Here is a 14,526-nt window from a genome sequence, read left to right as displayed (position 1 = left end):
GTGACCCTACTCCACCTCTACTCCGCCAGTGCCTGGAGTTGTATCTCCGCGCGGGACTTCAACTCAGAATCCTCGGCCGCTAGCTGGATAATCAGCCGGAACTTCTCCGCCGAGCCTTCGGGATCCCTATCCCGCTGCACATAGGCCTGCTTGAACAGATCTCCCAGCTTGCTCTGGACGGCTGCCAGGCCATCGTGAACCTTGGGATCTTCCGGGTTCAGGCGCTGGGCCTCCTTGAAGAAGGTGGCCGCGGTGGCCACGTCGTTGCGCGCCAGGGCACTCTTGCCAGCAACCACGGCGGAGGAGGCGAGGTGGGCATTGAGGGTCTCCCCGACCGGCCCCTTGAACCCCATCTGCCGGTACAGCTCCGCCGCCGAGCGCAACGGGCGCGCCGCGGACTCCAGCGCGTTGGCCTGCACCTTTCGCTGCGCATCCAGGTAGATGCGCGCGAACTGGGGAATGAGCTTCTTGAGCAGCTTCGCCCGGTCGCGGATCTCCTTGTCGTCCGAGTGGGCCTCGATGACCCGGTCGCACTCGAGCGCCGCGCGCGAGTAGTCCCCTGCGTTGAAGCGCGTCTCGACCATGCTGAAGGCCTGGGTGATGAACGCCTCGCGCTGCTCCTTGGCCCTGCGGGCCGCGGCGGCCCGGCGAGCCCGCTCCTGGGATGCGGCATCCTTGGCCAGCTCGTCGAGCAGCGCCTGCAACTCCGCCACCTTGGCCTGGTACGGAGGCTGGAGCTCCAGGGGCAACCGTTGGACGAACGCCCGAGCCGACTCCACGTCCTCGGCCTCCAGCGCCGCATCCACCTGCTTCACGAGGTACGCGATCTCGCTCGAGGACAGCTCCGCGTCGAGCTTCTCCCGCAGCTCCTCCGTGCGCTCCACGGTGCTGTGAGGCGTCTGCGCCAACAGCTCGCGCGCTTCGTCGAACTTGTTCTCGCTCGCCAGCTGACGCACCTGCGCGAACGCCTCCACGAGGGCCAGCTCCTTGCGCGCCGCCGGCAGGATGCCTTGCGAGTCCAAGCCCGGGAAGGTGGTGTCCGCCTCCTCCGCCAGCGCCACGGCCTGCGCGTACTCGGCCATCCGGAAGGCGGTGCGCGCCTGCTGGAGCAGCTCCAGGGCCTTCTCCTGCTTCGGGTTGGGCGGCGGTGGGGGCGGAGGCTCTCTGTTGAGGAAGAGCACGCCACCGCCAATGAGGGCGAGCAGCACCACCACCCCACCCGCCATCAACATCCCCATCGGGTTGCGCTTGGGCTTGTCGCGACGCGGGATGTCGTGGATGGAGCGAATCTGCGTCTGCTTGTCCTTCTCGGCGTCGGGCGCGGGTGCGCCACCCTCGGAGCTGGCGCCCGCGTCGCTCCCTGCGGCCGGGGCCTCGGCGGCCTTCTTCGCGGCCTCCTCCGCCTCACGGGCCTTGCGCTCGGCCTCCTCCTTCTCCTTGCGCTCCGCCTCCTCGGCCGCGAGGCGCATCTGCTTGATGCGCTCCTGCTCGTCGATGAACCGGATCTTCGTGCGGCCAATAGAGATGACGTCGTCGTGCTTGAGCTTGCAGTCGTCCACGCGCGTGTCGTTCACCCGCGTGCCGTTGCCGCTGACCAGGTCGCGCAGCAGCACACCGTTCTCGCCGCCGAACACCAGCTCCACGTGGCGGCGCGACACGGACTGATCCAGGAGCACCAGCTCGCAGTCCTGCCCCCGTCCGATGACCATGCGGACGCCCTTGAAGCGCTTGCGTCGGCCCTTGTCCGGGCCCTCGATGATCTCCAGCTTCAGGGGCGGACCGGCGCGCGTGGCGTCCGGATTGTCGTCATCGTCCTCCTGCGCGGGCGCGTCCTCGCCGTAGTAGCCCTCCTCGCCGCCGTAGTCCTCCTCGGCCGGAGACGACTCCTCCTCAGGGGCCTCGGGCTCCTCTTGCTCCTGGCGAGCAGGACGACGAACCGCGCTGACGGACTTGATACGGGTACTGTCGTCCTGCGGAACCGGCATCGAGTCTTCGGCGGGATCGACGGGCTTGCGGGAGGGGCGGCGGTTCGGGGGAGGCATGCGGCCCCGCATCTTAGAGACCCCTGGAAACGTGGCCAACCCCGCCGAACGAAAGGGCTTCTGAGACGAAGCGCCGTTGTAGGATAAGACATCCTTACACGAAGGCGATTCCGAATGAGCGTTGGGCAGGGTCGCCCCGACGCGACGCAATCGTGACGACGTCCTCAAGGGAACGCCACATTCACGCTCCACCATGCGCGCCGCCCAGCGTTGCGGGGCAATTCAACCTCCAAGAGGACTTTTCGAAATGGCACGTCGAATTCTGGGCATCGCCACCAGCGCGCTGCTTGTCGGCAGCAGCGCCCTGGTCGGCTGCGAGGGGAAGCAGGGTCCGCAGGGTCCCGCCGGAGCCACCGGCCAGCCGGGTCCCCAGGGTCCGGAAGGTCCCAAGGGAGATACGGGCGCTCCGGGCACCCCGGGTGAGCAGGGCGAGAGCTTCCGCTGGCTGTCCTTCGCGGACGTGGGCTTCCCGGCCACCAACGCGGACAAGCACCAGGTCCGCACCTCGGGAAAGATGAACCTCAACGGCCAGGAGCAGAACCTCGGCTTCATCACGCTCCTGCGCAGCGGCCAGGACCGCACGGGTCATGCCTGTGACTTGAGCAGCGAGGCGAACGCGGCCTCCTGCTTCGGGACCATCCCGACGGCCAACGGGACGCCGATGAAGGACGACAGCGGCGCCATCGAGGTCGCCAGCTCGCAGGACTTCGCGTCCCTGCTCAAGGTCGGCGACAACACCTTCATGGTGAGCCAGTTCGAGTCGCCGGTCTCCTCCATCTTCGTCACCCGCATCACCCAGGAGGCGGGCAATGGCGTGCTGTCCGCCACGTCCACCCGCGCCGTCGATCTCTCCTCCGTGGACGGCCTCTGGACCACGTGCGCCGGCTCCACCACGCCGTGGAACACCTACCTGTCCTCCGAGGAGTACCCGCTCGATGCCCGGGCCTACTTCGAGATGAAGGACTGGCCGGCCTCCAGCGCCTCCAGCCACCGCAACCTCAAGGCCTTCGCGAAGTACTGGGGCATCAACGCCGCGGACGGTCTGGCGTCCGACGAGTGGGCCACGTTCAACGAGAAGTTCTCTCCGTACTTCCACGGCTTCGCCACGGAGATCACCCTCGACGCGAGCGGCAACCCCACCCTGGCCAAGCACTACGCCATGGGCCGGCACTCCATGGAGCTGTCGTACGTGCTGCCTGACCGCAAGACCGTGCTGCTCACCAGCGACGGCAGCGGCGAGCCGCTCTCCATGTTCGTCGCGGACACCGCGGGCGACCTGAGCGCGGGCACCCTGTACGCGATGCGCATCTACCAGACGAGCCCCCGCGGCACGCAGCTCGTCTCGGGCGACATCGAGTGGATCAACCTCGGCCACGCCACCGACGCGGAGATCCGCGCCCTGCTGCACCCGGCGGCCGGTACGGCCCGCATCACCTTCTCCGACATCTTCGACGTCGCCGCGAAGACCAGCACCGGCGCCTGCCCGGCCGGCTTCGTCCCCACCCTGGGTGAGTGCCTCCTGCTCAAGACCGGCATGGAGAAGGCCGCCTCCCGCCTCGAGACCCGCCGCTATGCCGCCTACCTGGGCGCGTCGGTGGAGATGAACAAGGAGGAGGGCGTCACCTTCGATCCGGACACCAATCGCGTCTACCTGGCCATCAGTGACGTGACGGGCCCGATGGCGAACGCGACGGGCTCCGACGATGGCACGCACGTGCAGAGCGCGGTGAACCGCTGTGGCGCGGTGTTCGCCATGGACGTGGGTCCGTGGACCACGTCGAGCGGCACCATCGCCACCCAGTACGCGCCGCTGAACATCTACCCGCTGGTGCACGGCGTGACGACCAACTACCCGGCCGGCAGCCCGTTCGTGGGCAACACGTGCAGCGTCAACGGGCTCGCGAGCCCGGACAACGTCACCTACCTGCCGAAGTTCAACACGCTGATCATCGGCGAGGACACCTCCTCGCATCAGAACGACGCCATCTGGGCGTTCAACACCCTCACCGGCAAGCTCACCCGCATCCTGACCACTCCGTACGGCGCGGAGACCACCTCTCCGTACTGGGTGCCGGACATCAACGGCTTCGGCTACCTGATGGCCGCCGTGCAGCACCCCTACGGTGAGTCCGACGAGGACAAGGCCAACGAGACCGGCGCGACCGGCACCGCGAGCTGGATTGGCGTCTTCGGGCCGTTCCCGGCGCTGAAGTAGCCAGGCAGCCTGCGTCTCAAAGAAGTCACCTGGGCGTAACGCCGCTGACGCCGTGAGGGGGGTATGGAGTCCACCCCTTCACGGCGTCGCTACTTTTTGGAGCCCGCGGACATGTCGTTACGCACCTGTGCCCTCCTGCTCTCGAGCGTCTTCCTCGCCGCGTGCTCATGCCAGAGCAAGGAGAAGCCTCAGCTCCCCACCCCGCCCCAAGCGGTGGCCACCGCGCCGCGGGATGTCCTGTCCCACCCGACGCCCTACATCCCGCCGCAGTGCTACACGAAGACCACGGCAGAGGATGGCCGGGTGCACAACCCCTGCTTCGCCTGCCACCACACGTCCGTCGCGCCCAACTACCTCGAGGACGCGGACGTGCAGCTCACGTATGCGTTCCCCGGTCCCGCGCTGCGCAACCCCTGGACGAACCTCTTCGTGGATCGCCGGCAGGCGGTGGCGGCGATGCCGGACGAGGAGCTCCTCGCCTACGTGCGCCAGAGCAACTACTTCGCCGAGGACGGCTCGCTGCTGCTGGCCAAGGCGCTCGAGAAGGTGCCGGCGGAGTGGGACGCCAATGGCAACGGCCGATGGGACGGGTGGACGCCGGATGTCCAGTTCCGGTTCGACGAGCGCGGCTTTGATCGCCTCGCGGACGGGGGCTACACGGGCTGGCGCGCCTTCGGGTACTACCCCTTCCCCGGGACCTTCTGGCCCACCAACGGCTCCTTCGGGGACGTGCTCATCCGCCTGCCCGAGGCCTTCCGCCAGGATGCCAAGGGCCAGTTCGATCTGGCCACCTATGAGGTGAACCTCGCCATCACCGAGGCGCTCCTCGCGCGGCGCGACGTGGAGATCGCCCCCACGGACGAGAAGAAGGCGGGAGCCGACCTGGACGGAGACGGGAAGCTGGGGACGGCCCGCCAGGTGAAGTACGCGTGGATCCCCGGCCAGGGCACGACGCTGCGCTGGGTGGGCGCGGCGCAGGCGCTCCAGACGGCCGGCCAGGTGCACCTCGCCGCCGGGCTCTTCCCCGAGGGGACGGAGTTCGCCCACGGCGTGTACTACCTGGATGTGGTGGACGGAAAGCCCACGCTGGCCCGGCGCATGAAGGAGCTGCGCTACATGATCAAGCGCGGCTGGATGACCTACGGCGACCACGAGCGCGCCGCGGCGATCGAAGCGCTGGATGCGGTGAAGAAGCCCGATGAGACGCGCGCCGCGAAGGGCAACACCGAGCTGGGCGTGGGCAACCGCGCCGGGTGGAGCCTGCAGGGCTTCATCGAGAACGCGCGCGGCGAGCTGCGCCCGCAGACGCACGAGGAGAACACCTTCTGCATGGGGTGCCACTCGGGCGTGGGCGCCACCGACGACAGCGTCTTCTCCTTCAGCCGCAAGCTGCCCGGCTCCGAGTTCCAGGCCGGCTGGTTCCACTGGTCGCAGCGCGACCTGAAGGGCCTGCGCGAGCCACGCCGGGCGGACGGGCACTACGAGTACACGTACTACCTGGAGCAGAACGGCGCGGGTGACGAGCTGCGCGCCAACACGGAGGTGCTGTCGCGCTTCTTCACCGCGGACGGGAAGCCGCGGCCCGAGGCGCTCGAGGCCCTCCACGCGGACATCTCCACGCTGCTGCTGCCGAGCCCCGAGCGCGCACTCCAGCTGGACAAGGCCTACCGGCTCATCGTCCGCGAGCAGAGCTTCATCCGCGGGAGGGATGCCACCGTGGAGCCCGCGGTGAACGTGCACCGCGATCTGTCCGACGCGAGCGTGGAGCTGGTCACCGGCATCACCGAGCCCCTGACTGGACCGCGCACGGGGAACGTCACCGTCTATCCCGGGCTGCCCGTGAAGAACGCAGAGCCCGCGCCCAAGGTGAGGCTCACGGGCGGACATGCCACGACCGGACCGCACTGACCGGTCCCCTCCCCCCCTCGCGAAGGAGGAACACCTCAGGAGACGTCAAGCGGGAGCGATATGCCCGCGGGCATGAGACGTTCGCATGATGGCCAACAGGCGGCCGTCCCGATGCGACACCATGCCGCACGAGGCAAAATATCCGCTCCTGCTATGGCTGGTGGCACTTGCTCCGCTGGCCACGTCCAGTGCTTCCCGAGGTGATGATGAAGGTCCTGAAGAAGTCGCGCCCGGCCCTGCTGCTGCTCTCCGTGCTCCCCCTCCTCCAGGCGTGTGAGAAGCCCGCCACCGTGGTGAGGTTCAGCGCACAGGTGGGCGAGCAGCCGCTGCGCTGCGACACCCGCTACGCCAACATCGGCAAGTCGGGCACCCCCATCGAGCTGATCGACTTCAGGCTCTACGTCCGGGACATCACGCTCGTGCGGGCCAACGGGGAGAAGCACCCGCTCATCCTGGAGCAGGACGGAACGTGGCAGGTGGACTCCATCGCACTGCTCGACTTCGCGGACGGAACCGGCACTTGCGAAGCTGGCAGCCCCGCGACGCGCCTGGAAGTGGTGGGCGAGGCACCGGACTTCGATGACTACACCGGCCTGGAGTTCAAGCTGGGGGTACCCGAGGATCAGAACCACCTGAACGGCTCCACCCGGCCGCCTCCACTCAACTCGACCGACATGTATTGGAGCTGGCAGGGGGGCTACAAGTTCGTGAGCCTGGACGTGCGCACGCCCCAGCATGACGCCTGGGTCTTCCACCTGGGCGCATCCGACTGCAAGGGAAGCCCGGGCGAGGGCTACTCCTGCGCCGCCAACAACCAGGCCACGGTGACCCTGAACGGCTTCAATCCCAAGAGCAACCAGGTGGTCCTCGACCTGGCGGGCCTCCTCTCCGACTCGGATCTGAACCACGTCATCGACAACAAGACGGACTACATCGCGGGCTGCATGTCGGGCCGCACGGATCCCGAGTGCCCAGCGCTCTACGAGAAGGTGGGGCTGGCGGCGGATGGAACGCCCCAGGCCGTGCCCGCGTCGTTCATCCGCGTCCGCTGAGCGCGAAAGGAGTCTCCCCGTGTGGACAAGAACCCTGTTGTCGTGGAGCACCGCGGTGCTGTCGGTGCTGATCCTCTCCGGGTGCGGCGAGGGGAAGAAGCCCTATGCGTGGCAGCTGCCACCGGGCTTCCCAGAGCCCTTCGTCCCCGAGGACAACCCCATGTCCGAGGAGAAGGTGAAGTTGGGCCGCTTCCTCTTCTACGACACGCGCCTGTCCATCAACGACACCATGTCCTGCGCGAGCTGCCACGAGCAGAAGCGGGCCTTCAGCGATGGCAAGGCGACCCCCACCGGCGCCACGGGGCACCACGTCGCGCGCAACTCGCCCGGCCTGGCCAACGTGGCCTACCTCGCCACGTACACCTGGGCCAATCCCGTGCTCGACACGCTGGAGAAGCAGGCGCTGGTGCCGCTCCTCGGGGAGAGACCGCTGGAGCTCGGCATGGGCATGCACCTGGAGGAGGTGCTGCAACGGCTGCGGGACGACGCGCGCTACCCCACCCTGTTCCGCGAGGCCTTCCCGGACGAGGAGCAGCCCATCACCCAGGACAATGTCGTGAAGGCGCTCGCGTCCTTCCAGCGCACGATGCTGTCGAGCAACTCGCCCTATGACCGCTACCTGCGGGGTGAGAGCACCGCCCTGTCCGCCTCCGCCAAACGGGGCATGGAGCTGTTCTTCGGCGAGCGCGCCGAGTGCTACCACTGCCACAGCGGGCCGCACATGACGAATTCCTTCCGCTCCAAGGACACGAAGATTCCCGAGTGGGAGTTCCAGAACACGGGCCTCTACAACGTGGACGGGCTGGGCGGCTACCCGGGGGACAACACCGGCCTCTACGAGTTCACCGGCCTCCAGCGGGACATGGGGCGCTTCCGAGTACCGCCCCTGAACAACGTGGCCCTGACGGCGCCCTACATGCACGATGGCAGCATCGCCACCCTGGAGGAGGTGCTGGACTTCTACATGGCCGGCGGGCGCGATGTGACGAGCGGACCCCACATGGGGGATGGCCGGGCGAGCCCCTTGAAGAACGCGTTCGTGCGCCCCTTCGAGCTGAACGCCGAGGAGCGCGCCGACCTCATTGCCTTCCTGGAGAGCTTCACCGACATGGACTTCGTGAACGATCCGAAGTTCAGCAACCCCTTCGAAGAGTAGTCCTGCAACGAGCCAGGCGGATCGCATAGGGTCCCCCATCCGCGACAAGGGGGACCCCATGGCAGCGAAGTCACCGCGCAAGAAGGCAGCCACCACTACGACGCGCCGGCCCCGCCGCAAGAAGGCCGAGCCCGCCTCCAAGGGACTCAGCGCCGCCGAGGTGGCGAGCGAGGCCGCTGCTCCTCCCACCGAGCTGGTGCAGGGCATCCAGGAGGACGGCGGACAGGTGCTGAGCGTGTACAGGGATCCGCTCGGCGCGCACACGGTGGTGTTCGCCGTGCTGCCCATCGACAAGGTCGAGCCCACCCCCTACCAGCGCGACGTCTCCGAGCCCCACGTGAAGCGGCTGGCCTCGGCCATGGAGCGGCTGGACCGCTTCTTGGATCCCATCATCGCCATCCGCAAGGAGGGCCGGTACTGGACGCCCAACGGCAACCACCGGCTCCAGGCCTCGAAGCTCCTGGGCGGCAAGTCCATCATGGCCCTGGTGCTGCCCGAGGAGGACGTGGCCTATCAAATCCTCGCGCTCAACACGGAGAAGGCGCACAACCTGAAGGAGCGCTCGCTCGAGGTCATCCGCATGCACCGAGGTCTCACGGGCGCACGCGCCGGGCGCGAGTCCGACTTCGCCCACCTCTTCGAGGAGCCCGCCTTCCTCACGCTCGGGGCCGCCTACGAGAAACGGCCGCGCTTCTCGGGGGGCGCCTACCACCCCTTCATCAAGCGCGCGGAGTCCTTCCTCCAGCTTCCCCTGGCCGAGGCCCTCCAGGTCCGCGAGGCGCGCGCCGACAAGCTGATGGAGCTGGACGACGCCGTGGCCACCGTGGTGGACGCCCTCAAGGGCCGTGGGCTGCAGAGCCCCTACCTCAAGAACTTCGTCGTGGCCCGCATCAACTTCCTGCGCTTCAAGAAGGAAGGCCCCGTCGAGTTCGAGCCCACCGTGGCCCGGATGATCTCCAGCGCTCGGCGGTTCAACCTGGACAAGGTCAACCGCGAGGACCTGGGCCGGATGAGTGGTCCCCTCCTGGCCGAAGACTCGGAATAGGGATTGCAAGGTAGCCAGCCCCCATGACGACACCACCCACCACCGTCCTGGTCGTTGATGACGATCGGGCCAACCTCGACTCGGTCTCGCGCATCTTCCAGCGCGAGGGCCTGGAGACCCTCACCGCCAGCAACGGCACTGAGGCGCTGGAGCTGCTGCGCCGGCCCGAGGTGAGCGTGATGGTGACGGATCTGATGATGCCCGGCATGGACGGGCAGGAGCTGCTCAAGGCCTCGCGCACCATCCGCCCGGACGTGGAGGTGGTGCTGATGACGGCCTACGGCACGGTGGAGACGGCCGTGGCCGCCATGAAGGACGGCGCCTACGACTTCATCACCAAGCCCCTCAAGCGGCACTCGCTGGTGAAGTCGGTGCAGAAGGCGCTGGAGCGGCACGAGCTGGCCGCGGAGAACCGCGTCCTCAAGGCGAAGCTGGCGGAGATGGGCAGCACCGGCGGGCGTGCCATGGTGGGCCAGTCCCCCGCCTTCCGGGCGATGATGGACACCATCCGCCAGGCCGCGCCCTCCACGGCCACGGTGCTGCTGCTGGGCGAGTCCGGTACCGGCAAGGAGCTGGCCGCCCGCGCGCTGCACGAGCAATCCAACCGGCTCAAGGGACCCTTCGTCGCCATCAACTGCGGCGCCCTCCCCGAGAGCATCCTCGAGGCGGAGCTCTTCGGTGTGGAGCGCGGTGCCTTCACCGGCGCGGTGGCTCGCCGCGAGGGCCGCTTCGAGCGCGCCACCGGCGGCACCCTCTTCCTGGACGAGGTGGGCGAGATGCCCCTGTCCGCCCAGGTGAAGCTCCTGCGTGTGCTCCAGGAGGGAGAGCTCGAGCGCCTGGGTGGCACGCAGACGGTCAAGGTGGACGTCCGCATCGTCGCTGCCACTAATAAGGATCTCCAGCGCGAGGTGGCCGAGGGCCGCTTCCGCGAGGACCTCTACTACCGCCTCAATGTGGTGGAGGTACGCGTCCCCGCGCTCGCCTCGCGCCGCGAGGACATCCCCCTGCTGGCGGACGCCTTCCTGCGCCGCTTCGCCTCCAAGAATGGCAAGGTGCTGCGCGGCTTCTCCCCCGAGGCCCTCTCCGTCCTGGAGAACTACGCCTGGCCGGGCAACGTGCGCGAGCTCGAGCACGCCGTGGAGCGCGCCGTGGTGCTCGCCAAGAGCGATGTGCTGGAGGTCGTCGATCTGCCTGAGTCGGTGCGCAAGGGCCCCCAAGGCTCGGCCGGACAACTCGTCATCCCCATCGGCACTCCCATGGAAGAGGTGGAGCGCCGGGTGATCCACGAGACCCTGCGGCACACCAAGGGAGACAAGACCCTCGCCGCCCGCCTGCTGGGCATCGCGGCACGCACCATCTACCGCAAGCTCGAGCGCGAGGCCTCCGAATCCTCGGGCGGCGGAGAGGGCCCCCCCCTCTCCGAATGACAGCGCGTCAGTCCGTCCGCCCGGCCGCTGACATTTTGTCCCACGCCGTCACGCCGACCGCTGCTGCCCGCTGGGGTCTGGCTTATTCCGGAATGATTCCGGGCACTTGGCTGTAAGGCTCGGGTTGCCCGCCCCCCCCAACGGGTGGCACCCCGCTTGCTCAATCCCGAGCAGGCCCTCTCTGGACGCGTGATGGAACTCTTCTTCCGCAAGTACTTCTGGACCGTGAACCTGGTGTTCATCCTGCTCGTGGCCCTGCTGGCGGCGCGCACGGTGAACCTGTTCGTCGAGTCCGCCCTCACTCCCATGCCCTCGGGGGAGGTGTCGGCACGGCAGAAGGCCAAGCCCGTGGAGGCGCTGGCCTCGTTGGATCTCAAGCGCCTGTCGGAGCTGACGGGCATCGCCATCCCCGAGCCCGAGCCCGTCGTGGCCGAGCCCACCACCCCCACCGTGGACCCCAATGCCGCACCCGTGAAGAGCAGCCTGCGGGTGAAGCTGCTCGGCACCCTGGTGGCCAGCGACAAGCTGTGGTCCGTGGCCTCGGTGCAGGACATGAACACCCAGCGCTCCACCACGTACATGGTGGGAGATCGCATCATGGACGCCGAGGTCATCGACATCGAGCGCGAGCGCGTCATCATCATCAACAACAACCGCAAGGAGTTCATCGACGGGCAGCCGGGTGACGGCGCCGCCGTGGCCTCCTACACCCCGCCGCCGGTGCCCAGCGGCCCGCCCGTGCAGGCGCCCAACAGCCTGGGCAATGGCATCCGCGCCGTCAGCGAGAACGACTACGAGGTGCCGCGCACGGAGATTGACCGCACGCTGGCCAACCTCAACGACGTGGCCATGCAGGCGCGCATCGTGCCGGCCTTCAAGGACGGTCAGGCCCAGGGCTTCAAGCTCTTCTCCATCCGCCCGGACTCCATCTACTCGAAGATTGGCGTCCAGAACGGCGACGTCATCAAGCGCATCAACGGCTTCGAACTCAACAGCCCGGAGAAGGCCCTCGAGGTCTACGCCAAGCTGAAGGAAGCCTCGCGGATTGAGATTGAGCTGGAGCGCAACGGCTCGAGCATCCGCAAGAACTACACCATCCGCTAACCCACCGCTGTACTCCGCCCCTCCATGAAGACGCTTCAGTCCTGGTTGCTCCTGCTCTGCATGGCGATCGCCGCGCCCGCCTTGGCGCAGCGCCGCCCCAGTCCACCCGCACCTGCGGGCACTCCCGCCGAGCGGCAGATCTCCCCGTCCACCAATGGCCCCGAGGCGGGTGGCGCCAGCGTGCGGCCCACGCCCACGTGTGAGGAAGTCCGCCGCCGCGCCCGTTACGGCATCTACTTCGACAAGGTGGACATCGAGAAGCTGGTGCAGACCGTATCGGATGCAACCTGCAAGACGTTCATCCTCCCGGAGAACGTGCGCGGGAAGATCTCCATCATCGGCCCGGAGAACGGGCGGGTGGAGGTGGACGCGGATCAGTTCTACGCCGCCTTCCTCGCGGCGCTCGACGCCAACGGCCTGTCCGTCTACCAGCACGGGCGCTTCCTGAAGATCGTCGACAAGCGCGCCGCCAAGCAGAACACCATCCCCACGTACGTGGATGGCGAGGACACGCCCTACACGGCCAATGAGCAGATGATCACCAAGCTGTTCCGCATCAAGAACGTGGAGGTGGAGCCCCTCCGCGGCGTGCTGCAGCAGCTGGTGTCCAAGGACGGCGACACCATCCCGTACCCGCCGGACATCATCATCATCAACGACGTGGGCTCCAACGTGCACCGCCTGGAGCGCCTGATTGATCAGCTCGACTCGCGCTCGGCCAGTGACGAGGTGCGCATCATCCAGGTGCAGTACGCCACCGCCGCGGACGTGGCCGCCACGGTGCAGAAGCTCTTCGAGCAGAAGGGTGGTCCCACCTCCCCGGGTGGTGGCCGGACCCCTCGCGGCGCCCCCGCGGTGGTGACGCCGCCCGGCGGCTCCATGGGCGAGACCATGCCCATGCCCGCGGGTGGCCCCGACAACGGCCCCGGCGGACCGGTGACGTTTTCCCAGATGATCCCCGATGAGCGCACCAACAAGCTCATCGTGGTGGCCAGCCCCGCCGCCTTCGAGCGCATCCAGAGCCTGGTGCGCGAGCTCGACATCCCCACGGCCGGCACCGAGCGCATCAACGTCTACCCGCTGGAGAACGCCAACGCGGAGGAGATCGCCAGCACGCTGCAGACCCTGTCGCAGGGGACCTCATCGGGCGGCCGGCCGCGCACGCCCGTTCCGCCTCCCGGGGCGCCGCGCCCCGGCGGGACCACCGGCTCCGCCGAGCTCTTCGCGGGTGAGGTGAAGATCTCCGCGGACAAGGGCACCAACTCGCTCGTCATCATCGCCAGCCAGAGCGACTACCGCAGCCTCGTCCGGGTCATCCGCGAGCTGGACAAGCCGCGGCGCCAAGTGTTCGTCGAGGCCGTCATCATGGAGGTCAACCTGGAGCGCAACAAGGAGTTCGGGCTGAACCTCCACAGCGGCTACGCGCTGAGCACGCCGGCGGGTCGGGCCTCGGGCCTCATCGGCACCAACCACGGTGGCAGCGGTGTGCCGCCCTCCCTCTCGCTGACCAGCCTGGCCGGCATGGGTGGCTTCCTCGCCGGCCTCCAGGGCCCCGTCATCCCCGAGCTGAAGAGCCTGGGCATCGACGTTCCCGCCTTCGGTGTGGTGCTCCAGGCGCTCCAGCAGAGCTCGGACGCCAACGTGCTCTCCACCCCGCACATCCTCACCAGCGACAACGAGGAGGCGGAGATCACCGTGGGCCAGAACGTTCCCTTCCAGTCGGGTTTCACGCCCTCCGCGCTGGGCTCCAGCCTGGGCGGCGTCACGGGTGGCACCGGCACCGGCACCGGCTCGCTGCTCGGCGCCCTGGGCGGCCTGGGCAGCCTCTACGCGCCCATCACCCGCCAGAACGTGGAGCTCAAGCTCACCGTCAAGCCGCAGATCAACGAGAGCGACTTCATCCGCCTCACCATCACCGAGCAGACCGAGGAGATCGCCTCGTCGGATCCCGTGCTCGGCCCCACCACCGCCAAGCGCAGCGCCAAGACGACGGTGGTGGCGAAGGATCAGGAGACGGTTGTCATCGGCGGCATCATGCAGGATCGCACCATCGAGTCCGTCTCCAAGGTGCCCATCCTGGGTGACGTGCCCCTGCTCGGCCACCTGTTCCGGGACACCACGACCAAGAAGACGAAGACGAACCTGCTGCTCTTCCTGACGCCCTACATCATCCGCGAGCAGTCGGACTTCCGGCGCATCTTCGAGCGCAAGATGGCCGAGCGGCAGCAGTTCGTGGAGCAGTTCTACGGCCAGGTGCCCGGCTACGACGTGCCGGTGGACTTCACCCGCAAGAGCGGTCCGCTGGCCCGCATGCGCCGGGTGGTGCAGACCGAGGAGCTGAAGTTGGAGAACGGCGGCCCCGGCATTCCGGGCGAGCGCGTCCTGCGGCCGGCCAGCCCCTCCCCCGCTCCCTCGCAGTCCGCTCCACGGGGCGGGGAAGTCCCGCCGGCTCAGGGGGGTTCATTGGCTCCAGTGCCATCGGAGGAGCCGGTCCCCGTGCAGCCTCCGCCTGAGCCTCCTCCCGAGGACCAGGAGCGGTTGCGTATCCAGCCAGACACCGGGGACGAGAGATAGACC

At 68.1% G+C, this 14,526-nt stretch carries 9 protein-coding genes; 8 read left to right on the top strand and 1 reads right to left on the bottom strand.

What is annotated here, in order from left to right:
- Positions 1–17: 17 nt before the first annotated feature.
- The gene (locus F0U60_RS17575; RefSeq protein ID WP_395821172.1) at positions 18–2,042 is read right to left on the bottom strand and encodes an FHA domain-containing protein; all 2,025 of its coding nucleotides are present in this window, start codon (positions 2,040–2,042) and stop codon (positions 18–20) included.
- Positions 2,043–2,289: 247 nt separating this feature from the next.
- On the opposite strand from F0U60_RS17575, the gene F0U60_RS17570 reads away from it, so the two are divergent.
- The 8 genes from F0U60_RS17570 (at position 2,290) to gspD (ending at position 14,523) form a co-directional block, all read left to right on the top strand.
- Entirely contained in the window at positions 2,290–4,257 is a 1,968-nt protein-coding gene (locus tag F0U60_RS17570; protein WP_395821169.1) for an alkaline phosphatase PhoX, read from the top strand.
- Positions 4,258–4,368: 111 nt separating this feature from the next.
- Positions 4,369–6,165, top strand: a complete 1,797-nt coding sequence (locus F0U60_RS17565) for a hypothetical protein (RefSeq protein ID WP_395821166.1) — start codon at positions 4,369–4,371, stop codon at positions 6,163–6,165.
- Positions 6,166–6,368: 203 nt separating this feature from the next.
- Entirely contained in the window at positions 6,369–7,217 is an 849-nt protein-coding gene (locus tag F0U60_RS17560; RefSeq protein WP_395821163.1) for an MbnP family copper-binding protein, read from the top strand.
- A gap of 19 nt (positions 7,218–7,236) precedes the next feature.
- Positions 7,237–8,373 carry an MbnH family di-heme enzyme gene (locus tag F0U60_RS17555; protein WP_395821160.1) on the top strand — a complete coding sequence of 379 codons (1,137 nt, stop codon included), beginning with the start codon at positions 7,237–7,239 and terminating at the stop codon, positions 8,371–8,373.
- A 58-nt stretch (positions 8,374–8,431) separates the two neighbouring features.
- Positions 8,432–9,418: a ParB/RepB/Spo0J family partition protein gene (locus F0U60_RS17550; protein WP_395821156.1), complete on the top strand. Its 987-nt coding sequence runs from the start codon at positions 8,432–8,434 to the stop codon at positions 9,416–9,418.
- A gap of 23 nt (positions 9,419–9,441) precedes the next feature.
- A complete protein-coding gene (locus F0U60_RS17545; RefSeq protein ID WP_395821153.1) occupies positions 9,442–10,845 on the top strand; it encodes a sigma-54-dependent transcriptional regulator in 1,404 nt (467 codons plus the stop codon).
- 192 nt (positions 10,846–11,037) lie between these two features.
- Positions 11,038–11,949, top strand: a complete 912-nt coding sequence (gspC, locus tag F0U60_RS17540; protein WP_395821150.1) for a type II secretion system protein GspC — start codon at positions 11,038–11,040, stop codon at positions 11,947–11,949.
- A 24-nt stretch (positions 11,950–11,973) separates the two neighbouring features.
- Positions 11,974–14,523 (top strand): type II secretion system secretin GspD, encoded by a 2,550-nt coding sequence (gspD, locus tag F0U60_RS17535; RefSeq protein WP_395821147.1) that lies wholly within the window; start codon positions 11,974–11,976, stop codon positions 14,521–14,523.
- The last annotated feature ends 3 nt before the right edge of the window (positions 14,524–14,526 follow it).

Origin of the sequence: Archangium minus, from assembly GCF_044360475.1 — a bacterium.
Lineage (GTDB): Bacteria > Myxococcota > Myxococcia > Myxococcales > Myxococcaceae > Archangium > Archangium minus.
This window is presented reverse-complemented; position numbering and strand designations above follow the sequence as displayed.